The sequence below is a fragment of the Paenibacillus sp. FSL F4-0097 genome (assembly GCF_038593125.1).
In the GTDB taxonomy this organism is placed as follows: Bacteria; Bacillota; Bacilli; order Paenibacillales; family Paenibacillaceae; genus Paenibacillus_AQ; species Paenibacillus_AQ odorifer.
Genome location: NZ_CP151965.1, coordinates 2,463,125 through 2,485,407, shown reverse-complemented (window position 1 = coordinate 2,485,407; position 22,283 = coordinate 2,463,125). Strand labels below are relative to the sequence as shown.

The following is a 22,283-nucleotide window of genomic DNA, read 5'->3' as shown; positions in this document are numbered from 1 at the left end:
GCTTGAGGAGGCTGCATTATGACGCAATTATTCCGTAATTCTCTACCCCAGCAAGGGGGAACACCCGCGCCGATACTGCCTGTTCCTCTTTCTTTTGACCGTAATTGGTTGCAAGATCTGGAGCTCAAACTGGAAAAGGGCGGCCCATGGGGAGACTACCGTTTATCTAAGCTTGCCGTACAAGGAGAGGAAACAGGTCTAGTAACGAGCTTCGATGAGCTGCAATGTATGAAGCATTTATCCGGCTTGTCCCCTCTTCCCCATCAGCTGGATACAGCGCATAAGGTTCTGTTCGAAATGTCAGGCCGCGCGATTCTTGCAGATGAGGTTGGACTGGGCAAGACCATTGAAGCAGGACTGGTGCTCAAAGAATATCTCGTACGCGGTCTTGTCTCCAAAGTGCTTATTCTCGTACCTGCTTCTCTAGTATTGCAATGGGTTCGTGAGCTGAATGCGAAATTCGGCATCACTGCTGTCGCTCAGAAAAAAGCCTATTCCTGGGGCAACGCCATAGTCGTCGCATCGATGGATACTGCCAAACGCGATCCGCATAAGGAAATCCTGCTGGAAAATGAATACGATATGTTGATCATTGATGAAGCTCACAAGCTGAAGAATAAAAAATCGACCAATTATCTATTTGTACAGCAATTACGCAAAAAATATTGCCTGCTGCTCACCGCGACTCCCGTTCAGAATGATCTGGGCGAACTCTTTAATCTGATCACTATACTGAAGCCGGGGCAACTTGGAAATCAGGGCGATTTTGCCTCGAATTTCGTGGTTGATAAACGCCAGCCTAAGAATGAAGGTCAACTGCGGGACGAGCTTTCGAAGGTCATGATCCGCAATCGCCGTGGTGAAGGTCCAGTTAATTTCACGAAACGAAAAGTCCGTAATATTCCCTTAGTTCTCTCCCAAGAAGAGAAAGATTTGTATAACAGTGTTACTTCCTTTGTCAAAGACCAGTATCAGGAATCCGGTGGCAATCTTAGCAGCATGCTTTCTCTGGTAACCCTTCAACGTGAGGTGTGCAGCAGCCGGGATGCCGTCTTTATCACTTTAGTTAATTTGATCAAAAAGCTGCCTGCGGATTCACCAAAAAGAGACCGGATGATGGAGCTACTACAAACCCTCCGTACCGTTAAAACAAACACTAAAGCTGAAACAACCTTAGCCCTCATTCAAGAAATGAATGAAAAGGTCATCGTCTTCACGGAATATCGCGCAACTCAAGAATATTTACTGCAGTATTTCCGTGAACATGGGCTGATGTGTGTCTCTTATTCCGGCGGAATGAACCGTGGCAAAAAAGATTGGATGATGGATCTTTTCCGCGGCCGGGCTCAAGTTATGATTGCTACGGAAGCCGGCGGAGAAGGGATAAACCTGCAATTTTGCCACCATATGATCAACTTTGACCTGCCCTGGAATCCCATGCGCGTGGAGCAGCGTATCGGCCGTGTCCACCGGTTAGGGCAAGAAAATGACGTAGTGATCTACAACTTGTCTACTCAAGGCACGATTGAAGAACATATCCTGCATCTGCTGCATGAGAAAATCAATATGTTTGAAATGGTGATTGGCGGGCTGGATGTAATCCTGGAACGTTTTGAAAAGAAGGAATCGCTGGAGAAAAGTTTATACAAAATCATGCTCGAATCCCGCTCCGACGAAGAATTGCGGCATGAGCTGGACCATATTGGTGAATCCCTCAGTGAATTGACACAGGGTATTAAAAAAGAAAGTGAGACTGCGACATGACCCTCACCGCACAGGAAGTACGCAAGCATGTGATGGACTATCTTGAAGCCACTGAATGCTCCATCATTGAGGCTTCGCCCCTTCACGTAACTGTGAAATTATCACCTAGAGCTGACAAAATGCTCACCGACCGGCCGTATTATTGGGGATTCGTGGAGCGCACAGGTGTAGATCCTGAGACCCTTTCTTTCACCTTTGTTTTTGATCCGGAAAAATACGACAGTCAAGCTGCTGTAGAGGTTCCCCCCATTGCAAATCGTAGTGCTGGCATTTTGAATCAAGTTGTCACCGGAAGCCTAACTACAGGTGTAACAAACGATGCAGAGGCCAGCGCTGACTTACTCGAATCCGCCTCCCCGGGCTCAGAAGCAGTGAATGCTCCATCTACTGACCCGGAGGAAAGTATCCTAGCCCGCTACTTCGGCATTGTGCCGGCACTCCCACGAATTGGACCCGGGATGATCCGAAGAGAGGATATTATTTACGGAAGCAAGCGATTGCAACAAATTTGGAACGCCGCTAGGGACGAAGGGAAATGCCTTTATTTATTTGAGGACCCGGGCAGCAGGCAGCGAAATACGCTTTTCTCTGCCGCTTACGAACCATGGCTTAGTGTCTGCTATAAGGTGGAGATGAGCTGCGATTTGAAACGTGAAGAACTCCATTATCTTGGCATCTCCCTAACAAAGGGAACCATCATTGATGACTTTAATGCAAAAGTTTCCACAAAAGAGATGATGCCACGCTTGCCGGAAAATGTGCATATCCAGCCTTATGAAATGACAGTAGCAGCCGCTACCGAACTATTGGAAACTCATCTAACCGCTCAGCTAGCCGAACTGGACTATACTTGGGCAGAACAGGCGCGTGAGCGGCTAAGGGTTGAGCTGGACATCATTGATGTCTATTATGGAGAGCTGTTGAAGGAGCCTGATGAAGAAAAACGCCTAGCGACACAAGAACAGTATAACCGTCGTCGCCAAGAGACCATTTGGCAATATGAGCCGCAAATCGCAGTTTCTGCGGTAACCTATGGACTGTTTCATCTGCGGAGCCTATAGAATGCGACCCTACTCGCTAAAAGCAGGCAAAAAAACAAGAGAACTTCCGCCTTCCGGCGCGACAGCAAGCAACAGCCTTTTTATAGCTTGTCCTCTACAATAAAAAGGAAGCTTATACTTTCTGATATTTCATAACAAAGAAAGGTGAACGACGCCATGAAAATAAGTGTACGGCGGAGGCTGCTTCTTGCAGGTCAAAGCTGCTTCCTCCTGCTTCTATGCATCGGACTCATCGCAACGAGCTCCGGTTCCTCTTCTGCGCTTGCCGCTTCCAGAGTAAGTGTAGTTGATTCAGTCTCACAGGATTTGATACCTGTACTGCAGATGGACATCTTACCTTCACCCGGTACGGTCCAAGAATTTGCCAAGAGTACACTGAACAAGCTCGCAGCAGAAGCTCCATTTACAGCCTGGAAGGACGCAGGAATAGAATATTATCCTCTGGGTCCAGGTACTCATAGCTGGCTTGTCAACGTTATGAAAGGTGAACAGCGGATCGGTTACATGATCATTTCCGCTACGGATCAAGGTGGTTATATGCTTAGCGAATATGGAGCTGGCACTTACGGTCTCCCCTATAGTTTATTAGAACTGCGCCAATTTTTGGTGCAGGAAGGACTTATACCTTCATCTTTTACAGGCAAAATAAAACTTACAGCCTTATATGCACCACTTCTACCCGTATGGAAAATCGCCATTGACGATAAGACGATTTTTATCAATGCTTCCGTACCCCAAGTTTTACCATGGACGCTCAGTAAAGCGGAAGAAGTGCTTAAAGGGCAGCAGACAGAAACGGATGTAATCACTAACTTAACTACTGACCTGTCGCCGCTTTCTGCCTATCAAAGCGGGGGAACAGATGATCCTTATAAAGATATCATGTGGTTGACCTCCCCAAAACTGCTTGCTGTAGGCGGTGACAATATCGCCGCACTGATTCGTCCCAAGGAAAGTATCGCTTATCAAGCCGCTGGTCGAAATGATATCGTAGGGGCCCCTTTTATGATTACAGGTTATCAAAACTGGTTGCCTGCTTCGAATAAAACACAAGCAATAAACAACATGCCTACCATTTACGCAGCATCAGGGCCAGAAGGAAGACGGTATTTGCCACTCACTGCCTTGCAGGCTATCGGAACACTGCACAAGCTGCCCGACAAAAATATCTATAAATAAACATAACAAATAACCTTCCGCTGCCACCCTCGATTAGGCACTGGAAGGTTATTTGTTATTTGTTATTTGTGATATTCAATCCTTATCACTGTGGCTCCATTTGCTTCGCCAGATCGACCAACCAAGCGGAAGCATACCGAACCATTTCTGTGACCACGGCTGCTTAGTAGCCGCTCTTCGAGCATGAATGGCACGCGGATCCTCGATATAAACAACTACCTTCTCAGTGATATACTTTACAAGCTCATCGCCGCCGGAAGCCATTTGTAACACCTCCTACATTATAAGTGAATTAAGATAACCAGCGTCGTTCCATGCTCTTAGTGTGCACCAGCGAGCATATATCTAAACTCTTGTCCCGGATTGTTCGAATAGGTTTACCTATTAAAGCACAATCTAACAAAGAATCTAGGGCACGAGGTTATTCACATGCAAGGAGGAGTTCATTTGAACAATGGGAGAAATAAAGCTTATTCCAAGACAGCAGCTGCAATATGCGGCTTACGTATTACTTTAACTACAGTTGGACTTCTAATGCTGTTTGTGGGGAGTGCATATGCTTCTGCAACTCCATCCAAACCCGTAGTGAATGATGAACGTCAGCATCTCTTAAGCCACGGCCACCGTATGATCTTAATTGATGCAGGACATGGGGGGATCGACGGAGGAACTTCCTACGGAAATATTCTTGAGAAGGATATTACATTAGATATCTCACGCCGATTATTTCTGCTGCTGCGCAGCGATGGATTTGATGTTGCCTTAAATCGTAATGGAGATTATGCCCCAAGTGATGAGAACCGCTGGCTGCGCAGTAAATCCCGACATCTGCGCGATCTTGCCCAGCGTAAAGAACTGGCTGAGACATTACCAGCTACCGTAGTGGTCAGCATCCATGTTAACTGGGCACCTTCTCCTTCCAAACATGGTCCGCTTGTATTATATCGCCAAGAAGGCCGCAGCTTTATCCTTGCCCAGACCATTCAGCAACAATTAAACAGTCTCTATAATATCCGTGCTGAGACAAGACCGGGTAAGCCCTTTTATTTACTCAACAAAATAACCGCCACAACTGTAATTGTTGAGGCGGGTTTTGTAAGCAGTCCGACAGATCGCGAAAAGCTATGCACCCCTAAAGGGCAACAAGAAATTGCAGAAGCGATTGCTGGCGGCATAGTAGCTTATCTTATGGAAGTGTAGGATTCGAAGTTCCAGTTCATTTCGTTTTTGACTAGATCAGAAATGCCTATAAATTCAACATCATCTTTTATTTGCTCAACACCGCTGCGGATGCCTGCGGCGGTTTCTTTTCCATATACACCAACATGACCAATGGTTACGCAGAATCGTTGATCCTTCGCCAGGTTATTTACGAGGCCCATTTGTTTCAGGACATGATTGGCTGTGTGTGTATCATCCAAAAAGATATGATTCTCTACACGCGGCAGCCCCATTCGATAAGCCATATTGCCAGCAACAGAACGGTAGTTGGTTTTACTGTCCACAAAAAACAATCCCCGCTCTTTGCACACGGATAAGATCACACCCATAATCCGTTCGTCCCCGGTAATCTTAGAGCCCATGTGGTTATTTATGCCGATAGCATAAGGCACATTATCGAGTGCTGCCTCTACTTTTTGACGGACTTCCTCATCAGACATCTTGGCCAGTACAGCTCCTGGTCCAAGCCATTTAGGATTACCTTGGCGCGGCTCCATCGGTAAGTGGAGAAGAACATCATCTCCGCGTTCATGCGCGCGTGTGGCATCCTTCACAGATGTAGGCAAAAAGGGCATGACCGCCACCGTAAGCTTAATCGGCAGTGAAAACATTTCATCCGTCCCCTTCATGTCATTGCCGAAATCGTCAATAATAATTACGACCTTATTACGTCGAGATGCCTTCTCTTCACTTGGTGTGTTTGTAGGGTTGTCTCTGGACTCGGCAGCTGAAACAGACGGTACCACGGAACCGATTAAAGTAACCATTAGAGCAGCAACAGCAATCCAAATCAGTAAATAACGTTTGAAACTTCGACTGTCCTTCATCAAGAGGAACGCCTCCTTCGTCTTAAACAATTGTTCTCATTGTTTGGTTCACGAAGGTTAAATATGTACGAGGAAGGTTCGCAATAATTTACAGTCGAGTTTTTTCTATTGTCCCCGTGCGTCTGCGGCAAGAATAGCTTCCAGCACATCCAGTGCTTGAATTTCAATTGGCATATTCCAGATGGGGCTATCCTTAGAACAGCTAGCTTCAGCTACAGTCATCAACTGATCGATATCCTTATTGGTAATCCCAAGATCTTTGAGAGTAACGGGAAGGCCGATTTTTTTGCAGAAATCAATCACCTGATCAATCTCTTCATATGGTGTTTTCTCCAGTACAAGCTGAACGATCGTAGCAAAAGCAACCTTTTCACCATGAAGAGTATTCCTGCATTCCTCATGCAGCGTCAATCCATTATGAATCGCATGCGCCGCAGCAAGTCCGCCGCTTTCAAACCCAATGCCACTTAAGTAAATATTGGCTTCAATAATGTGTTCCACCGCAGGAGAGGTAATGCCTTGCTTAACATCTTTTAATGCCGTTTCACCCTCTGCTAGAAGGGTATCCAGACAGGCACGAGCTAATGAAAGGGCTGCAATTGTGCTAGTCCCACCTGCATGGGTAATAGCCCCAGATTCTCGGCAAGCTCTTGCTTCATAAAAAGTAGACAACGCGTCACCCATTCCAGCAACAAGCAATCTTGCAGGAGCTTTGGCAATGATATCGACGTCTACGATAACCAGATCGGGATTTCTTTTTAATGGAAGATAACAGTCAAAGTCTCCTTCATCCGTATACAACACTGATAAAGCGCTGCAAGGTGCATCCGTTGAAGCCACTGTGGGTACAATAACTACCGGGAGGTTACTCATGTGGCTTACTGCTTTTGCCGTATCCAGGGTCTTGCCGCCACCAATCCCTATAATGACTTCCGCATCCTTCAAGCCAAGTGCTGCAACTATCTCATTAACCTGATTACTGCTGCACTCGCCCTTGAATTCAGTCATCACTAGTGGCATTTCGTTCATTTCAAAACTGTATGTGATCTCTTTTTTGTACACAGAGAAAATATAAGGATCAATAATGGCATAAGCTCTTGTCGCTCCAAGCTGCGAACAATAATCTCCCAGCTTACGAATTTCACCATGTCCTTGTATATATTTAGTTGGTGAGCAGATGATCTGCGTCATGGTTCACTCCTCCTTTTATTTACATTCATATTAGAAGGATTGACCACATTCAGCTATTAAAAAGATCCCTTTAGCCACCAGCTTAAATAAATCCACCATTCACACGGATCGTTTGCCCTGTAACCCACTGTGATTCCTTGCTGGCTAAGAACAACACAATGTTTGAGATATCCTCAGGCTCGCCTAAACGTCCAAAGGAATTCATATTTCCCACGGTTGCAATCTCTTCCGCTGATTTCCCTACGGTAAATAACTCCGTATTCACAGGTCCCGGTGAAACAGCATTGATAGTGATTCCTTTTCGTCCAAATTCTTTGGCCAGCTGACGAGTGATTTGTTCCACTGCTCCCTTAGTTCCTGCATAGACGCTGTAGGTCGGGAACATTTGACCCGTAACGGAAGTTGAAAAATTGATAATCCGTCCGTTATCATTCATATATTTAGCTGCTTGCTGGCAAGCAAAAAAGGTGCCTTTCACATTAATCGCAAACTGCATGTCGAAATCCTCTTCTGTCATATTTAGAATCGGCTTCGTGATCATAATACCAGCGTTATTGACGAGAATGTCGAGTTGTCCATAGGCTTCTAGTGTAGTTTGGAATAACTGTTCAAGTTCTGCCACCTGGCTGATGTCTGCCTGAATAGCGACGGCCTCTCCACCCTTTTGCTTAATACCGGTTACGACTTCCTCGGCTTTGCCGGGGTTACTTGAATAGTTAACGACCACCTTCGCACCTTGTTGTGCCAAGTTCTCCGCAATCTCCCGGCCCATGCCTCTCGATGCACCTGTTACTAATGCTACTTTTCCAGCTAAATTGTGGTTCATATTTATTCCTCCTATTACTTTGTCCTTCTTGTTGGTCTGATTATAAATCGATCGATTACAAATTACAAGTGACATTTTTTAATATTTGTCATTCTAATTCGCTTTTCACATATTTTGCAACAGTCGCTCGATTCAGCCTAATCTACGGGATTTATACCGTTCATTCGCTGCAAGTCGCTCGATTCAGCCTAATCTACGGGATTTATACCGCTCATTCGCTGCAAGTCGCTCAATTCAGCCTAATCTACGGGATTTATACCGTTCATCTGCTGCTAGTCGCTCGATTCAGACTAATCTACGGGATTTATACCGTTCATCTGCTGCTAGTCGCTCGATTCAGCCTAATCTACGGGATTTATACCGTTCATTCGCTGCAAGTCGCTCAATTCAAACTAAACTGCGGGATTTATACCGCTCATTCGCTGCAACTCGCTCGATTCAGCCTAATCTACGGGATTTATACCGTTCATTCGCTGCAAGTCGCTCGATTCAGACTAATCTACGGGATTTATACCGTTCATTCGCTGCAACTCGCACAATTCAGCCTAATCTACGGGATTTATACCGTTCATCTGCTGCTAGTCGCTCGATTCAGCCTAATCTACGGGATTTATACCGCTCATTCGCTGCAAGTCGCTCAATTCAAACTAAACTGCGGGATTTATACCGCTATAAGACACAAAAAAACCTCCTGAACATCAGAAGGTTTTAATTAGATGCTACAAAGAAATCCCGGAAAGGAGCAAATCCCAAACAGAGGCGAAATCCTGATCAATCGTAGCCGACTGCCACTCTATAGCATGTGCTGGATGATGGTACCGCGAAGTAGCATTAAAAATTGCTCTAGCCGTTACCACTGGTTCCACCACTCTATACTCTTTGGATTGTATGCCTTTTTCAATAATGCCTGCAATTTGCCCAATTAATTGATCTACATGTAGGGTAATCATATCCACCGCTTCTAAAGTTACAGCTGCGTACATAGCAAACATTTCGGCATCATCCACAGCATAGGTGCGTTTACTACGAATCAGCGTGTCCATCCATAATCGGAGCTGCTCTTTGGCATTCCCATCAAAATGCTCTGAAATATTCTTTAAAGGCTCTGAAATATTATACTGCAACCATCTTTCGGTTACTGCTTCTCGCAAAGCAGATTTACTGGAAAAATGTCTATACAACGTACCATGACTAACTTTAAGCACCTTCGCTACATCAACAACAGAAGTCTTGTCCGGGCCAAAACGCCGGAGCACTTGTTCAGCCGCGTCCAAAATGTTTTCTTTTGATAATGGAAGATCATTCGACATATGTATTCCCCTCGCTCTATCTCTGGTGGTAATTATCATAGCATATCATGTTCAAAAACGAACTGACAATATTGCCACTTTGTCATTCGTTAAATCATTATCAGTATATACTCACACCCATTTATTAAACTTAGATACACGTCTGGTGTCTAATTCTCCGTAGCCCCCTTCCTACATGAATTCGGACTGAGGAGCCCTTATTTCCGAAAATCACCGTAATTCACCATGCTATCGGACTCAAATGCAGCTATCCACCCAAATCCCCACCTTTTCGGCGTTCTTATGTGCCAATAAGAGCTATGCAGTCCGAAAAGTTAGCCAAACAAGCTAAATTTGCAAGGAGCTGCAATACGGTCCGTTACGATGAAGAAGCCCAGCATCTAGCAATCCACCTTCTGCGAACCTAACGATTTCGCCAAAAAACCTCCTTGATCTCTCAAGAAGGCGGGTAATATCAGCTGCTTTTTTCCTCAATTCGATCTAGCCTCGTTCTAACAAACTTACCGATATTCGCGATCGCTTCCTGCGCCTCTGGCAGCATATAAGCTAAAAAGTTAAAGACGCTCCACATGTTCTCCCATATTTCCAGTTCTACATGAACATCCGCGGCTTGTGCTCGTTCAGACAACCTCGTTGCATCGCTTAACAATACCTCGTGGTCGCCTACTTGAACAAGTAAATCAGGTAATCCCTGCAAATCCAACCTTAAGGGAGATAATATAGGAGCTAGTTCTGTCCGAGCACCTAGATAAACATCAATTATTCGTTTATTTCCTTCTATGCTGCCTGTTGGATCAAACTCCGCTCGACTCAGATACGATTCACCATCCAAATGGACGAGATCTGTATGCGGCGAGATTAAAAAAGCACCCGCCGGCAATTCCACACCCGCATCCCGTAAAGTAATCAACGTCATCAGCGCAAGGCTGGCTCCAACAGAATCCCCTCCAAGCACGACATTCCCGGCAGAATATCCATTCGCGAGCAGCCACAGATAAGCGTCTATACAATCTTCGTTAGCAGCCGGATAAGTAAACTCTGGTGCCAAGCGATATTCAATGGCTAGGATCTTCGTGCCACTAGCTTTTGCAATTCGTGTAACCAAATCTCGATAAAATTCACAAGTCCCAGAAATAAAACCCCCACCATGGAAATAGAGGATCACTTCATCAGCGGGTGGAGCAGATTTCACAGGAATAATCCACTCTCCACTTACGGGCCCAATCATGACCCGCTCGACGATAACATCCGTAGGAATGGGCATGTTCGCAGCCGTCGCGGCCATCTCCTGCCGTATTTGCCCGATAGACTTGCTATCCAATCGGTTGCTTTGTCGCAGATAATCTTTGATCGCTGCAAGCTGCTCTGTACTTGACTTTTCCATATAGTTAATCCCTCCTACAATTCTTTTCAACTCAGATTGTAAAGTCTGTAGGAGACTACAAGGTCAAGTTAAGAATCCATTTTTAGGATTTCGAGCGTGGACTGTACGCCTGGATGTTTATCTGTGGCTAACAAATTTTTTCTCAAATCTGCGAGGGCTGTTAGTTTTATTTCCTGTTTTGCAATTTCGCCACGAACTCGATCCATTTTCTTATCCACAACAGTTACAAAATCATCTATGCTAATGCCGCTGCTTTCAGATTTAGTGAGTGCCTTCTTGATTTCCTTTAAAGTGAAACCACACAGTTTAGCATTATGTATAAAAACAAGTCGGCTAAGCACCTCATCCGAATAAAGACGATAACCAGCTTCTGAACGTAAGGGAGTGCTAATTAATCCGAGCTCTTCATAATACCTTAACGTCTCCATATTCACATTCGCCATTTTAGCAATTTGGCCTCGCAAGTATTCTGTCATAATCAGCGCCCCCTTAGAATCCCCTATATTATACCAAACAGAGGCTGCAGAGGACATCAAAGGGACATCAAAAGAACGTCAACAAGTAACCAAGCTCCCTTTTAAAAACTCCTTATTTACGCACAAAAAAAACGACATTTCTGCCGTTTTCTCATCAATCATTTCCCAATTTACTCACTTCACTTCGGACTGCATTTTTCTGTATAAGCGAAATCTGTCCGGCATGAATGCCTGTATGATACATAAGCCTGCCTATCGCTTCAAGCGGTGTAGATGTGCCAAAAGCCGACTCCACACTCACATGCCACGCTTCTTCCGGAAATTCCTGCATCGCAGCAGTTAGATTCTCATTGGAAACAGTCAGCAGATCAACGAGTTCATTCAATGTAGAATATGCCGCCTTGTCGCTTTGAGGATTAGGTCTTGCAAAAAAACACTCTGCGAACATAAACTCAACTTCCGCATTATGCTGAATTAATCCCCCAATCGTAGAGTTCCCTAGCTTAAGGTTAAGATCCTCTTCCGGCAATGCCTTCACCATTTTATGAAATCGCGTTTGCACCGCTTGCCAGATTGGCAACACTAAAGTGAAAGTCATAGATTATTTGCTCCCTTGTACAGTGGCTTCTTCGTCTTTTTTCTTGTCGATCACCACATGGTTGAACAGGTTCGCATCTACGTCGATGTCAAAGGCCAAACCAAAACCAACAACATAACGCCCTTGGAGAGGGGTCAATTCAAACAATGAAAAATCCAATCCACGCAGCAAATTCACCATTGCCGCCCCATGATCAGCATTAAACAATTCAAAGATCTCCTCATGCCCGTCATTCCCGATATTGCTTGAAGTGCAATTCCACCGCACACGCTCCGTTGCAAATTTATTATTCGTTGCAGACTCATCTGCAATTAGAAGCGCATCTACAAACTCGTTATTTTCCATATATCGGTAATGCTCGGCGATCTTACTAATGTAAATATAAAGTTTGCCTTCATGCTTAACAAAAGGAGCATAGCTGATAAAAGGTTTTCCTTCGTCATCTATTAAGCTCAAAATCAGATTTTTACGATTCGCAATAAATTGCAAATAGTTTTCTTTATTTTTCTCTACATCTACAGGCTTCTTCATTATAATATCCCTCCATTAATAGGTTATGTAATCTAGCCACGAATCTAGCGAACGGTACTTAGCAAATGAATACGAGGTTTCGTCTCTGCAGGAACATATTGAACTTCGGCATCCATTCGGTATATATTCCGGATCATATCGGTTGTCATAACTTCATTTGGTGTCCCATACATCGCTTTTTCACCCGCCTGCACCACAACAATACTGTCACTATAGGTAGAGGCTTGATTGAGGTCATGCAACACCATCACGACGGTCATCCCCATGTCTTGATTTAGCTCACGTACTAGCTCAAGAACTTCATGCTGATGCGAAATATCCAAGTAAGTGGTCGGTTCGTCAAGCAACATAACCAAAGGGCGCTGCGCCAAGGCCATAGCAATCCAAGCACGCTGTGATTCACCACCGGATAACGAGGAAACTGCTCGATCCTTATAATCCTTTAAATGTGTCTTTTCCAGTGCCCAGTGGACAATCTCCATATCCTCATGATTTAATTTTTCGAACCATTTTTTATGAGGATACCTTCCATAGGAGACGAGATCGATCACGGTCATATCATTAGGCGCTTGGTTCTTCTGGCTCAGCATGCACATTTTTCGAGCCACTTGTTTGGCAGTCATGGACTTTAGATCCGTACCCTCGAGTGTGACCGCACCCGTATGATATGGAATTAGTCGTGATACCGCCTTAAGTAATGTAGATTTACCTGAACCGTTTGGTCCTATAATCGAGACGATTTCACCCTTTTTTACGGAAAAAGAGAAGTTGTTAATAATGTTTTTCTGCTCATACCGAATCGAAATAGAGTCGACAGTAAACATGTTAGAACGCCTTCTTTCTCATCAGGTATAGAAAATATGGTCCACCGATCACCGCCATAAGGATACCCGCAGGAATATCTAAAGGTGCAAATAAGGTACGTCCACCTGTATCTGCTATCAACAATACCAATGCTCCAAGTCCCATACTCATCGGCAAAAGAAATTTATAGTCTGAACCCACCAACAATCGAGCCATATGTGGCACAACAAGTCCAACAAAGCCAATCATCCCTATAGCCGCTACAGAGATAGCCGCTAGAAATACTGCCAGCAAGGAAAGTAGAATACGAATTCGATCCACATTTTCACCTAAATTCGAAGCCACCTGATCGCCTAAACGTATAATATTCGCCTTGCGGATCGCGAAAAAGGATAAGATCCAGCCTGCAATGGCATACGGGAAAACCATCATCAAGGCATTGTTCCCTTTTGCAGCCAAACTGCCGTTCAACCATTGGACTGCTGCCGGAAGTCTGTCGCTGTACATGATGGTCAGGAGTCCTATTAATCCCCCGCAAAGAGCATTCACAGCAACTCCTGATAAAATAATAGTGATCGGCGAAATGCCGGTTCTTCTCCACGCTAATGCATATACAATCCCTGCAGCGATTAGTCCACCAACAAAAGCCGCAATTGGAATAAACTCCGTATATTGTGGTGCTGCAAGCATAATGACAAGCACACATGCAGCCGCTCCACTCGTTACACCGGTCAATCCTGGATCAGCAAGTGGGTTGCCCATCACAGCTTGCAGCAGAGCGCCTGAAACCGCGATATTTGCCCCAATGATCATCGCCAGTAATACACGCGGCAAACGAATATCCCATATGATGGTGGCATTCACCGCTTTTGCCGCTGACCCAAAGATTGTGCTTAGGATGTCTGGTATGGGGATGTATACTGAGCCTAGTCCAATCGCAATTATGGCGGCAACGAGCGCAAGTGCTAACGTTACAATAACAATAATTCTGCTACGAGATGTATTTATCACTTGCTGTCTCCTTTAATTATTCATAGAAGTATTTTGCAATTTCGGTTAAGGCTGTCTCGGCGTTAAGGATCGAAGTAACACCGAATACGCTGTAATCTAGAATGTTGATTTTGTTGTTTGCATAAGCTGAGAGCTTTGTCCAAGTTTCATTTTTCTCTATTTCTTTTTTGAACTTATCCTCTGTCGCTCCGTGGTCGCCTGAAGCGAGTACGAGAATGATGTCTGGATCAGCGGCTACAATGTTCTCCATATTAATAGGTGAGTAAGTGTCAGTAACTTGCAATACAGAAGTTGCGATGTTATCAGCACCAAGCTTTTTCACCAAGCTACCTAAATAAGATTTCTCACTCATGACCATAAAAGAATCCGCGGTTCCGATTACGAGCAGCACGCTTGGCAGCTCTTTGCCTTCGGCTAATTGACTCAGCTCATTTTCTTTGTCCAAGATCTTAGTTAAAGCAGCATTCATTTCATCTTTTTTATTAAAATAAGTGCCTAAAACTTTGAGGCTAAGCTTTAAATCCTCGAATGATTCTGTTCTCAAATATGCTTTTTGTAGGTCGATTCCTTCTAGCGATTTGTCTAATGTGCTGCGAAGTGATTCCGCTCCCAGCAGCAAGTCTGGTTCAAGTTTTGTCACTACTTCCAGATCCGGTGCCATAGGAGATCCAATACGATCAATTGTTTCGAAATCAGCAGGGATTGGATTCGTTGAAGTAGGTACACCTACCGGTGTTATGCCGAGCAAATAAAGCATTTCTGTTAACGGTACAGAAGTTGTTACAATACGCTCCGGTACTGTAGAAGGGAATTGGCTTAAGGCTTCGTTGAACAACGTTTCATCCACACCATCATTCTCCAGACTGTACACCTTGCCGGCAGCTTCCGCTGTATTCGCTACTTCTGTTGTATTTGCTGCATTCGCTTCTTTCGATTCATTAGCAGTTGTATTCGTTACTGCTTCATTTTTTCGATTGTCCGTTGTATTAGTAGACGAACAAGCAGTCATTGCAGTAACCGCTGCAACAACCAGGAGTACTAATAATTTTTTCAAAATCTATCCCTCCGAATATGTATATTTATACGTTTCATGTAGTGATAATGATTTTCATTTTCAATCATCGATTCCTATGATAATCGTTATCAATGAGAAGTGTCAAGAATTTTATTTAAATTTTAAATAAGAAGGGATTTCATTATTGTCCGTTGAAGCGGACTAGCATTTCTAATAAAAAAAGCCACGCCCAATGGGCGTGACTTCAAATAGTGGTGTATGAAATCCAAGCGTTAGTCAGTAGCTCTCGTATTTAAAATCCCATAATGAATAAGGTCCACAAACTCATTTTCTTTATAAATATGCTGTAACAAAACGCCTTCTTTCAGCATGCCAGATTTTTGCATAACCCGTCCCGAACCAGGATTTGTAGCAAAGAATCTGGCATACACTTTGTGATAATGTTTTTCTGTAAAAGCAAAATTAATGACCGCTTTTGTTGCTTCTGTAGCATATCCATTACCCCAGTGTTCCTCACCTATCCAATATCCAAGCTCGCCGTTTCTGTGTGTCCGGTTATTTCTCAGTCCTATAGCACCATACAGCTCGTTTGTATTTTTATCAGTAATAGCGAATTCATATGAATTATCATTATTGAACTCATCTTCATGTGTTTCAATCCATGATAACGCACATTCAATGGGGTATGGATAAGGTAGAGTTAATGTACTTTTGTAAACATTATAATTATTGCAGAGCTCACTGACACGCTGTGCATCAGACAATGCAAAAGGTCTTAAAATCAATCTTTCAGTAGTAATTGTTCTCTTCTCTGGATTGTACAATGGTATCCCCCCGTTAAACTAAATATTATAAAACAAATACAAGCCAGATAAACAGAAAACTTGGCCACCACTGCTTACCCGCTTTCACAAACAGCCAGCCAAACACCAAAGAAAAAGCAGTAATATACAAGCCGCTTTGCAGACCATGTGTCAAATGACCTAATCCCCAAGTCAGCATTAAACCTATTCCGCCATAAGGAAGAGAAGGATTCTTAAACCATACTTCTCCTGCAGACTGCATTAGCGCAACCAATAGTACAACTAGTACAGCTTCCACAATGTAATATATGTTTTGAACCAAGGCAACCCATACGCCCATAAAACCATGTTCTAACTTGAAGTTTTCATATTCTCTATAAATCTGTGGAATGCTCTCCCCATTAATCCAAAATTCCAACACAGCGAACAAAAAGCTTGATATAAAAGCTACAATTAACAAAGGAATGACCTTAGAGCTCCAACGCAAAGATATTACCTTTTCAATCAACTTCCTCTTCCTGAACCAAAGTAGAAATATCATAGCTCCAACTGACCACAATATGGTGACTATGCTCCAATGAACAACTAGTACGTACCAAGGGCTGACAAAAAAGTCGTCTATATTAAACAAATCCCCCCATAACCATTGATCTAATCCCATGATGAACATATCCATTCCTAACATTAAAAATACAAGCAGTCCTAATAAAAAATATTGAATACCTGATATATTCCCTTTTTCTTTCACGAAACCTCTCACCCGCCTTATGTCCATTTTTGTACTATATTCCCAAAATTATGATGCTGAAAGTATGGCATCCCCCCATTCTGTTTGTCTGTAACAAATCACTCACTTGAATCAAAGTTAGAAAAATACATAAAAAAAAGCACGCATCGATATAAAATCGACACATGCTGTTTACTTGACCTGGCTTGTCCAAACTAGAATCTAGCCACAAAAAATTCGCGGTCTGCGGGAACGTTAAAACTTCTTATAGTAGCTCCACTCTCATCTCTTAAAGTGAGAAGATAAGGTACTGATGTTAAGGTACTAATTGTTGGGAATCTAACTACACCAAATTCGTCAAAATCAGCAGTTACCGTTGTAGTTCCAGCTCTCAATGAAGCTGACCACCCCGTAGTATCTTTAGGTGTACCCGTTGCATTTGTACCAATAGCAACAACAATAAATCTATCCAGAGTCTGTCTAATTCTACGTTTCTTTCTCGTAGGAGCTGCTTTCGCTTTTTTAGCCGCGAGAACTTTGCTAGCCATAACTGCTTTCTTGTTAACTGGTTTTTTAATAATTGCCATTTACTTCACCACTTTCTTTTTAGGATACGTTAGTAAATGCAAGAATCGTAATGTTTGACCTCTCTTTCACCTACAAATCTGAAAATGTGTTAAATCCTAGTTTCATAGTTTCGTGTCCACTAGCTCTGCAGTGCATATAATACCTTCAAGAGGTGATTCATTACTAATGAACGGTCAAAAATGGCTAGAGCAATATCATTCGAAAATGCACCATTCTTTGAGAAAAAGAGTTCAACGTTCCTATCTTCCAGCACATAAAGCAAATTCCATTCCAGTTATCATTAAATTCAAACAAAAAATAACTACAGCCCAGCTACAGTCTTTACAAAACCATTTAAAATCCCACGACCTTCCGATCAGACATCATCTTCACCTGCTCAATTCGATATCATCCAAAGTTTCAAAGAACTGCCTGAACCGGATGTGCCGCTGGGATGGTATCGAAAAAATTTATTTGGATCAAGTCAAAAAAACATCCCTTAATATAGCGACACCATCCATTGGTTCCACAGCTGCCCAAAAGAAAAAGCGGCTTACCGGAAAAGGGATTAATATTGCTATTCTTGATACAGGGGTGTATCGGCACCCTGACCTGTTTCGCCCTGTTAACCGCATAGTTGCTTTTAAAGATTTTATCAATCATAGAAAACAGCCCTATGACGATAACGGCCATGGAACTCATATCGCAGGGGATGCAGCAGGCAACGGTTGGATGAGTAAAGGAAAATACAAAAGCCCTGCTCCAGAGGCAGGGATAGTAGGTGTCAAAGTACTCGATAAAAATGGCGATGGATATGATTCCACAATCATTAAAGGAATTGAATGGTGTATTGCGAATCGGAGAAGACTTAATCTTCGTATTCTTTCGATGTCATTCGGGGGTAAGGTGAATCTTCCTTGTTCAGATGATCCACTCTGCCAAGCTGTAGAAAAAGCAATTAAAGCCGGACTGAACGTTGTAATAGCAGCTGGAAACAGCGGACCGGGACGCAGTACGATCGAATCTCCAGGGATTAGTCCTTCAGCAATTACTGTCGGTGCAGTGGATGACCGTCGCACGCTCACGCAAGCGGACGACCGAATCACTTGGTTCTCCAGTCGTGGGCCCGCACCGGGAGGAAGGAAGAAACCGGATCTCGTTGCTCCAGGCGAAACGATCATCTCCCTTCGTGCCCCACGATCCAAGCTGGATCGCGAGCTTCCTTATTTGCGGATAGCTAAAGATTACTTTGTGCTGTCCGGTACCAGTGTCTCAACACCTATCGTCTCGGGTGTGATCGCGCAACTACTCCAGAGGAACCCTTCTCTTACGCCTAAGCAAGTAAAATCCATACTAAAAAAGAACACATTTCGCCTTAAACTAAGTCCTAACACAGCAGGATGCGGTGAGATCAATGCGCGATTCTTATCGTAAATCCGCTTCTTTTTTAAAGGCAGTAATGATTGAAACCGACAATTCCTCTGTAAATATACCTGTAGGCTCTATTTCTAATAAAGCTGATTTCATATCATCTTCAAAACGTTCTAAGTTATCTCTAAATAATCGCTTAGAGGCATAAGACGTAGAATACAAATTTCCTAGAATAGAATCAACAGTCCAAGTGATGGAATAACTCGATAACACCTGTCTTTCAACATCTGTAAAACTGGATCGCTTTACAACATCCTCATGTCTTTCTTGTGGATGTCTATATGTACTGTTCCCGGCTATTCTTTCGTCACCCAACCAGCGTTTCACTACTTCATCTACCTTTTGTTGCCAAGGTAACGGTTCTTGTTGTTCATTAAAAGTATCAATTACAGCAATACCGCCGTTATCATCTAAACTGTGATAGAGAATTTCAAGAATGGATTCTCGGTCCATCCAGTGAAACGCCTTAGCCATCATGATGAGACGAAAGGAACCCCAGTCATTGGATAGTTCTTCCGCTCTACCCTGTTGCCAGCTAACATTCTCAACCCTGTTGTACTTTGATAACAGCTTTGCTTCTTCTAGCATCTCTAGTTCAGTATCTACGCCAACAATTTTTTCGAACCAATCCGTAAACCTTTGCGCTAACTGCCCAGTACCACAACCTAAGTCTAGCAACCGGCCCTCTCCGTTAAGTGAGAATTTGTTCACTAGATATCGAATCAGTGAGGACGGATATAGCGGGCGATATCTGGTGTAATAGCTTGCAGTATCTTTGAACAGATCCGGACCATAATCATTCATAGCTGAACTCCCCCTTCTTTTTTACCAAGGACAAAATCATAGCATTTATGTAATGCAAATAAAAGGCTATCCAGAGCATTCTGGGCAGCCTTTATTTATGTGGATACAGCCCAAAATAATTAAAAAATATTGACAATTAACTTCGTTGCATATATGGTTAATTACATAACTAACTAACCAATGAAGTTGGCGGTGAATACATGGGAAACTTAATGGATGATACACGACCGATATTTATGCAGATCGCCGAACGAATAGAAAATGACATCATCGAAGAAACACTGCTGGAGGAGTCACAAGTTCCTTCGACAAATCAGTTTGCTGTTTTCTACCAGATCAATCCGGCTACGGCTGCGAAAGGTGTGAATTTGCTTGTGGATCAAGGGATATTGTACAAAAAACGAGGAATCGGTATGTTTGTAGCTTCTGGAGCGCGTGCAGTATTGATGGAGAAGAGAAAAGAACAATTTTATGAACAGTATGTAGTAACCATGATCCGTGAAGCTGAAAAATTAGGAATTACGTTGGATCAATTAACAATTATGATTCAGAGGGGAGACAACAAGTCATGAATGAAGTCGTTGAAATCAAAGGATTGACTAAGTCATACGGAAATGTCACTGCCATCCATGAACTCAGTTTTTCTTTGGAGAAAAATAAGATATACGGGCTACTCGGCAGAAACGGTGCAGGAAAAACCACAATAATGCATATGATCACAGCTCAGCTTTTCCCTACAAGTGGTGTCCTGAACGTATTTGGTGAACATCCGTACGAGAATAACCGGGTTCTCAGGCAGATTTGCTTCATTAAGGAAAGCCAAAGGTATCCGGACACGTACCGAATCATCGATGTACTGGAGGTATCCGAATTATTTTTCCCAAACTTTGATCGGGAATATGCTCACTCTTTAATCAAGGATTTCAATCTGCCATTAAAAAGAAGAATAAAAAAGCTGTCCCGAGGTATGCTCTCGGCTGTAGGAATTGTAGTAGGTCTAGCCAGCCGTGCTCCGCTTACCATTTTTGACGAACCCTATTTAGGTCTTGATGCAGTAGCTAGAAGCCTGTTTTACGATCGCCTAATTGAAGATTATGCTGAAAATCCACGTACGGTTGTTTTGTCCACCCATTTGATCGATGAAGTAAGTCAGCTTTTAGAGCATGTTATCGTCATCGACAACGGCAAGCTAATTATTAACGAAGATGCTGAAGCCCTTCGCGGGCAAGCTGTTACGGTAATCGGCGCGACAGCAAAGATCGAAGATTTTATCGCTGGCAAACAAGTCATTTCCCGCGAGTCTTTTGGCGGATTGCTTACAGCCACCATTATCGGCTTCAACGTGAAGGATCAAGCACATGCTGAAAAGTTAGGCTTAGAAATCTCACCTGTATCTTTACAGCAATTAATTGTTCATCTCACAAATAAAAAATCTCTAGGAAAGGAAGTGACCGTGTAATGAATCCTACGGCAGGTATGTTAAAAATGCATTTCAGAGATAAGTGGTTATGGTTGTATACGCCTTGGGTAATCTTGTTATCCAGCTTCTTGGTAAATGTCATCGTCGCTTCTTTCATCCAAGAACCAATCTATACCGGCGGTCTCGTCTCTATCTTCATTTATATGTTAATTACCGGTATACTCATTTTGGTGCAGACCTTCCCTTTTGCTCTGGGCTTAAGCCAACGAAGAACGGATTATTTCATAGGCACTTCCTTAATGGCTATTATAACTAGCGCCACCTACTCAATTCTCCTCTACCTGCTCGCAATCATTGAAAGCAAGCTTACGGGTGGCTGGGGTTTGGAACTACATTATTTTCATTTGCCCTTTTTAAATGATGGTAATGCCATGGAACAGCTGTGGATGTATTTTGTGCTCTTTCTTAATATGTTTTTTCTGGGGCTAATGATATCCTGCATCTTCCGGAGATTTGGCCGAAGCGGTTTGTTCATTTTCTCAGGGGTTACGTTTATCCTGTGCAGTCTCGGCGTATTGTTAATGACCTATAATCAGTGGTGGGTAGACCTCTTTAACTGGTTTGCTGGATATACCGCATTTGAACTTGCCTTGTGGTCCATGCCTCTGACAGTCGTGTACGCTCTTTTATCGTTTTTGATGCTGCGTAGAGCAACCGTGTAATTCATTATCCCATAAAAAACAGGTGTGTCCCAATAGCCATGCAATGGTTGCTGGATGCACCTGTTTTTTTTCGTGTCTTAGACTTTGATCTAGACAACAAACTTCATTGGATTCGAGCATAGTTGCGCGCGCGAAGTTGCTATGGGACTCAGCGGGTTAAGTAGCGTAGAAGCAAAATTCAGAGTCACTATTGCAGATAGCGAAGGACCAAAACACAGATTAGTATTTCGCCAATCTGCGCGTACGAAGGCGCTATCGGACTCAGCGGGGCGAGTAGCTTAAAGCAGAACGTAGTGCCTCTATTGCAGATAGCGAAGGACCAAAACACAGATTAGTATTTCCCAATCTGCGCGTACGAAGATGCTATCGGACTCAGCTGACCTTATTCGCAGCTTTAGAGCACATTTGGATTCCTATCGGACCCCACAGTCGCTATCGGCATAAAAAACGCCAAATTCGATCCTTTTCCTATGCGATAACTGCACTGGGGTCCGATACTTTGCTCAAAAGGTGATAAATGAGCAAATAACGTCAGCTGGGTCCATAAGCCTTAGGTGATGATGATTCCGCGGGGTGAGTAGCTTAGAAGTAAAACACAAATTAGTATTTCT

General features: G+C 43.4%; 25 protein-coding genes. 9 read left to right on the top strand and 16 right to left on the bottom strand.

The window, feature by feature from the left end:
• Positions 1-18 precede the first annotated feature (18 nt).
• From MHH86_RS11060 to MHH86_RS11050, 3 genes are all read left to right on the top strand, one after another.
• Complete coding sequence (locus MHH86_RS11060) at positions 19-1,764, top strand: SNF2-related protein (RefSeq protein ID WP_038569930.1); 1,746 nt, start codon at positions 19-21, stop codon at positions 1,762-1,764.
• Positions 1,761-2,825: a YqhG family protein gene (locus MHH86_RS11055; RefSeq protein ID WP_036689447.1), complete on the top strand. Its 1,065-nt coding sequence runs from the start codon at positions 1,761-1,763 to the stop codon at positions 2,823-2,825. Before MHH86_RS11060 ends, MHH86_RS11055 begins: the two co-directional genes overlap by 4 nt.
• Positions 2,826-2,981: 156 nt before the next feature.
• Positions 2,982-4,004 (top strand): hypothetical protein, encoded by a 1,023-nt coding sequence (locus MHH86_RS11050; protein ID WP_051491621.1) that lies wholly within the window; start codon positions 2,982-2,984, stop codon positions 4,002-4,004.
• 75 nt (positions 4,005-4,079) lie between these two features.
• On the opposite strand, the gene MHH86_RS11045 is transcribed toward MHH86_RS11050, so the two are convergent.
• Positions 4,080-4,268 (bottom strand): YqzE family protein, encoded by a 189-nt coding sequence (locus tag MHH86_RS11045; RefSeq protein ID WP_036689445.1) that lies wholly within the window; start codon positions 4,266-4,268, stop codon positions 4,080-4,082.
• Between the two features lie 183 nt (positions 4,269-4,451).
• On the opposite strand from MHH86_RS11045, the gene MHH86_RS11040 reads away from it, so the two are divergent.
• On the top strand, positions 4,452-5,204 hold the full coding sequence (locus MHH86_RS11040) for an N-acetylmuramoyl-L-alanine amidase (RefSeq protein ID WP_235219580.1): 753 nt from the start codon (positions 4,452-4,454) through the stop codon (positions 5,202-5,204).
• Here the strand turns inward: MHH86_RS11040 and MHH86_RS11035 are convergent.
• The 3 genes from MHH86_RS11035 to MHH86_RS11025 all read right to left on the bottom strand — a co-directional run bounded on the left by MHH86_RS11035 (position 5,186) and on the right by MHH86_RS11025 (position 8,069).
• The gene (locus tag MHH86_RS11035; protein ID WP_080742461.1) at positions 5,186-6,052 is read right to left on the bottom strand and encodes a divergent polysaccharide deacetylase family protein; all 867 of its coding nucleotides are present in this window, start codon (positions 6,050-6,052) and stop codon (positions 5,186-5,188) included. The two genes, MHH86_RS11040 and MHH86_RS11035, sit on opposite strands and share 19 nt — an antisense overlap.
• 105 nt (positions 6,053-6,157) lie before the next feature.
• A complete protein-coding gene (locus tag MHH86_RS11030; RefSeq protein ID WP_036689444.1) occupies positions 6,158-7,243 on the bottom strand; it encodes a glycerol dehydrogenase in 1,086 nt (361 codons plus the stop codon).
• An 82-nt stretch (positions 7,244-7,325) separates the two neighbouring features.
• Positions 7,326-8,069 (bottom strand): SDR family oxidoreductase, encoded by a 744-nt coding sequence (locus MHH86_RS11025; RefSeq protein WP_036689442.1) that lies wholly within the window; start codon positions 8,067-8,069, stop codon positions 7,326-7,328.
• 68 nt (positions 8,070-8,137) lie between these two features.
• On the opposite strand from MHH86_RS11025, the gene MHH86_RS11020 reads away from it, so the two are divergent.
• The gene (locus MHH86_RS11020) at positions 8,138-8,764 is read left to right on the top strand and encodes a hypothetical protein (protein ID WP_143766121.1); all 627 of its coding nucleotides are present in this window, start codon (positions 8,138-8,140) and stop codon (positions 8,762-8,764) included.
• Positions 8,765-8,788: 24 nt separating this feature from the next.
• On the opposite strand, the gene MHH86_RS11015 is transcribed toward MHH86_RS11020, so the two are convergent.
• The 11 genes from MHH86_RS11015 to MHH86_RS10965 all read right to left on the bottom strand — a co-directional run bounded on the left by MHH86_RS11015 (position 8,789) and on the right by MHH86_RS10965 (position 17,315).
• Positions 8,789-9,379 (bottom strand): TetR family transcriptional regulator, encoded by a 591-nt coding sequence (locus tag MHH86_RS11015; RefSeq protein ID WP_036689440.1) that lies wholly within the window; start codon positions 9,377-9,379, stop codon positions 8,789-8,791.
• 454 nt (positions 9,380-9,833) lie between these two features.
• A complete protein-coding gene (locus tag MHH86_RS11010) occupies positions 9,834-10,763 on the bottom strand; it encodes an alpha/beta hydrolase (protein ID WP_051491620.1) in 930 nt (309 codons plus the stop codon).
• A 68-nt stretch (positions 10,764-10,831) separates the two neighbouring features.
• A complete protein-coding gene (locus MHH86_RS11005) occupies positions 10,832-11,239 on the bottom strand; it encodes a MerR family transcriptional regulator (protein WP_051491619.1) in 408 nt (135 codons plus the stop codon).
• A 154-nt stretch (positions 11,240-11,393) separates the two neighbouring features.
• On the bottom strand, positions 11,394-11,837 hold the full coding sequence (locus tag MHH86_RS11000; protein WP_036689438.1) for a DinB family protein: 444 nt from the start codon (positions 11,835-11,837) through the stop codon (positions 11,394-11,396).
• Positions 11,838-11,840: 3 nt separating this feature from the next.
• Complete coding sequence (locus tag MHH86_RS10995) at positions 11,841-12,368, bottom strand: pyridoxamine 5'-phosphate oxidase family protein (protein WP_036689436.1); 528 nt, start codon at positions 12,366-12,368, stop codon at positions 11,841-11,843.
• Between the two features lie 44 nt (positions 12,369-12,412).
• Positions 12,413-13,192, bottom strand: a complete 780-nt coding sequence (locus MHH86_RS10990) for an ABC transporter ATP-binding protein (protein ID WP_036689433.1) — start codon at positions 13,190-13,192, stop codon at positions 12,413-12,415.
• Between the two features lies 1 nt (position 13,193).
• Complete coding sequence (locus MHH86_RS10985) at positions 13,194-14,183, bottom strand: iron ABC transporter permease (protein WP_051491618.1); 990 nt, start codon at positions 14,181-14,183, stop codon at positions 13,194-13,196.
• Positions 14,184-14,199: 16 nt separating this feature from the next.
• Complete coding sequence (locus tag MHH86_RS10980; protein ID WP_051491617.1) at positions 14,200-15,237, bottom strand: ABC transporter substrate-binding protein; 1,038 nt, start codon at positions 15,235-15,237, stop codon at positions 14,200-14,202.
• 233 nt (positions 15,238-15,470) lie between these two features.
• Positions 15,471-16,022 (bottom strand): GNAT family N-acetyltransferase, encoded by a 552-nt coding sequence (locus MHH86_RS10975; protein ID WP_076214314.1) that lies wholly within the window; start codon positions 16,020-16,022, stop codon positions 15,471-15,473.
• A 25-nt stretch (positions 16,023-16,047) separates the two neighbouring features.
• Positions 16,048-16,749, bottom strand: coding sequence for a hypothetical protein (locus MHH86_RS10970; RefSeq protein ID WP_076214312.1), 702 nt, complete (start codon positions 16,747-16,749; stop codon positions 16,048-16,050).
• Positions 16,750-16,943: 194 nt separating this feature from the next.
• Positions 16,944-17,315: a hypothetical protein gene (locus tag MHH86_RS10965; protein ID WP_051491616.1), complete on the bottom strand. Its 372-nt coding sequence runs from the start codon at positions 17,313-17,315 to the stop codon at positions 16,944-16,946.
• Positions 17,316-17,481: 166 nt separating this feature from the next.
• Here MHH86_RS10965 and MHH86_RS10960 point away from each other — a divergent pair, with 166 nt between their 5' ends.
• Complete coding sequence (locus tag MHH86_RS10960) at positions 17,482-18,729, top strand: S8 family peptidase (RefSeq protein WP_076104628.1); 1,248 nt, start codon at positions 17,482-17,484, stop codon at positions 18,727-18,729.
• On the opposite strand, the gene MHH86_RS10955 is transcribed toward MHH86_RS10960, so the two are convergent.
• Positions 18,721-19,530 carry a class I SAM-dependent methyltransferase gene (locus MHH86_RS10955; RefSeq protein ID WP_036689424.1) on the bottom strand — a complete coding sequence of 270 codons (810 nt, stop codon included), beginning with the start codon at positions 19,528-19,530 and terminating at the stop codon, positions 18,721-18,723. The two genes, MHH86_RS10960 and MHH86_RS10955, sit on opposite strands and share 9 nt — an antisense overlap.
• Positions 19,531-19,730: 200 nt before the next feature.
• On the opposite strand from MHH86_RS10955, the gene MHH86_RS10950 reads away from it, so the two are divergent.
• The 3 genes from MHH86_RS10950 to MHH86_RS10940 are packed head-to-tail and all read left to right on the top strand — an operon-like array spanning position 19,731 to position 21,672.
• A complete protein-coding gene (locus MHH86_RS10950) occupies positions 19,731-20,102 on the top strand; it encodes a GntR family transcriptional regulator (protein WP_036689422.1) in 372 nt (123 codons plus the stop codon).
• The gene (locus MHH86_RS10945) at positions 20,099-20,989 is read left to right on the top strand and encodes an ABC transporter ATP-binding protein (protein ID WP_038569899.1); all 891 of its coding nucleotides are present in this window, start codon (positions 20,099-20,101) and stop codon (positions 20,987-20,989) included. The genes MHH86_RS10950 and MHH86_RS10945 overlap by 4 nt, the downstream gene beginning before the upstream one ends.
• Positions 20,989-21,672, top strand: a complete 684-nt coding sequence (locus MHH86_RS10940) for a hypothetical protein (RefSeq protein WP_076316557.1) — start codon at positions 20,989-20,991, stop codon at positions 21,670-21,672. Before MHH86_RS10945 ends, MHH86_RS10940 begins: the two co-directional genes overlap by 1 nt.
• Positions 21,673-22,283: the final 611 nt, after the last annotated feature.

Coding starts and splice junctions, on each gene's coding strand:
- MHH86_RS10945 (WP_038569899.1), top strand. CDS start 20,099: ATGAATGAAGTCGTTGAAATCAAAGGATTGACTAAGTCATACGGAAAT.
- MHH86_RS11045 (WP_036689445.1), bottom strand. CDS start 4,268: ATGGCTTCCGGCGGCGATGAGCTTGTAAAGTATATCACTGAGAAGGTA.
- MHH86_RS11030 (WP_036689444.1), bottom strand. CDS start 7,243: ATGACGCAGATCATCTGCTCACCAACTAAATATATACAAGGACATGGT.
- MHH86_RS10995 (WP_036689436.1), bottom strand. CDS start 12,368: ATGAAGAAGCCTGTAGATGTAGAGAAAAATAAAGAAAACTATTTGCAA.
- MHH86_RS10960 (WP_076104628.1), top strand. CDS start 17,482: ATGAACGGTCAAAAATGGCTAGAGCAATATCATTCGAAAATGCACCAT.
- MHH86_RS10990 (WP_036689433.1), bottom strand. CDS start 13,192: ATGTTTACTGTCGACTCTATTTCGATTCGGTATGAGCAGAAAAACATT.
- MHH86_RS11025 (WP_036689442.1), bottom strand. CDS start 8,069: ATGAACCACAATTTAGCTGGAAAAGTAGCATTAGTAACAGGTGCATCG.
- MHH86_RS11060 (WP_038569930.1), top strand. CDS start 19: ATGACGCAATTATTCCGTAATTCTCTACCCCAGCAAGGGGGAACACCC.
- MHH86_RS11010 (WP_051491620.1), bottom strand. CDS start 10,763: ATGGAAAAGTCAAGTACAGAGCAGCTTGCAGCGATCAAAGATTATCTG.
- MHH86_RS10940 (WP_076316557.1), top strand. CDS start 20,989: ATGAATCCTACGGCAGGTATGTTAAAAATGCATTTCAGAGATAAGTGG.
- MHH86_RS11055 (WP_036689447.1), top strand. CDS start 1,761: ATGACCCTCACCGCACAGGAAGTACGCAAGCATGTGATGGACTATCTT.
- MHH86_RS11015 (WP_036689440.1), bottom strand. CDS start 9,379: ATGTCGAATGATCTTCCATTATCAAAAGAAAACATTTTGGACGCGGCT.
- MHH86_RS10965 (WP_051491616.1), bottom strand. CDS start 17,315: ATGGCAATTATTAAAAAACCAGTTAACAAGAAAGCAGTTATGGCTAGC.
- MHH86_RS11005 (WP_051491619.1), bottom strand. CDS start 11,239: ATGACAGAATACTTGCGAGGCCAAATTGCTAAAATGGCGAATGTGAAT.
- MHH86_RS11000 (WP_036689438.1), bottom strand. CDS start 11,837: ATGACTTTCACTTTAGTGTTGCCAATCTGGCAAGCGGTGCAAACGCGA.
- MHH86_RS11035 (WP_080742461.1), bottom strand. CDS start 6,052: ATGAAGGACAGTCGAAGTTTCAAACGTTATTTACTGATTTGGATTGCT.
- MHH86_RS10955 (WP_036689424.1), bottom strand. CDS start 19,530: ATGAATGATTATGGTCCGGATCTGTTCAAAGATACTGCAAGCTATTAC.
- MHH86_RS10950 (WP_036689422.1), top strand. CDS start 19,731: ATGGGAAACTTAATGGATGATACACGACCGATATTTATGCAGATCGCC.
- MHH86_RS11050 (WP_051491621.1), top strand. CDS start 2,982: ATGAAAATAAGTGTACGGCGGAGGCTGCTTCTTGCAGGTCAAAGCTGC.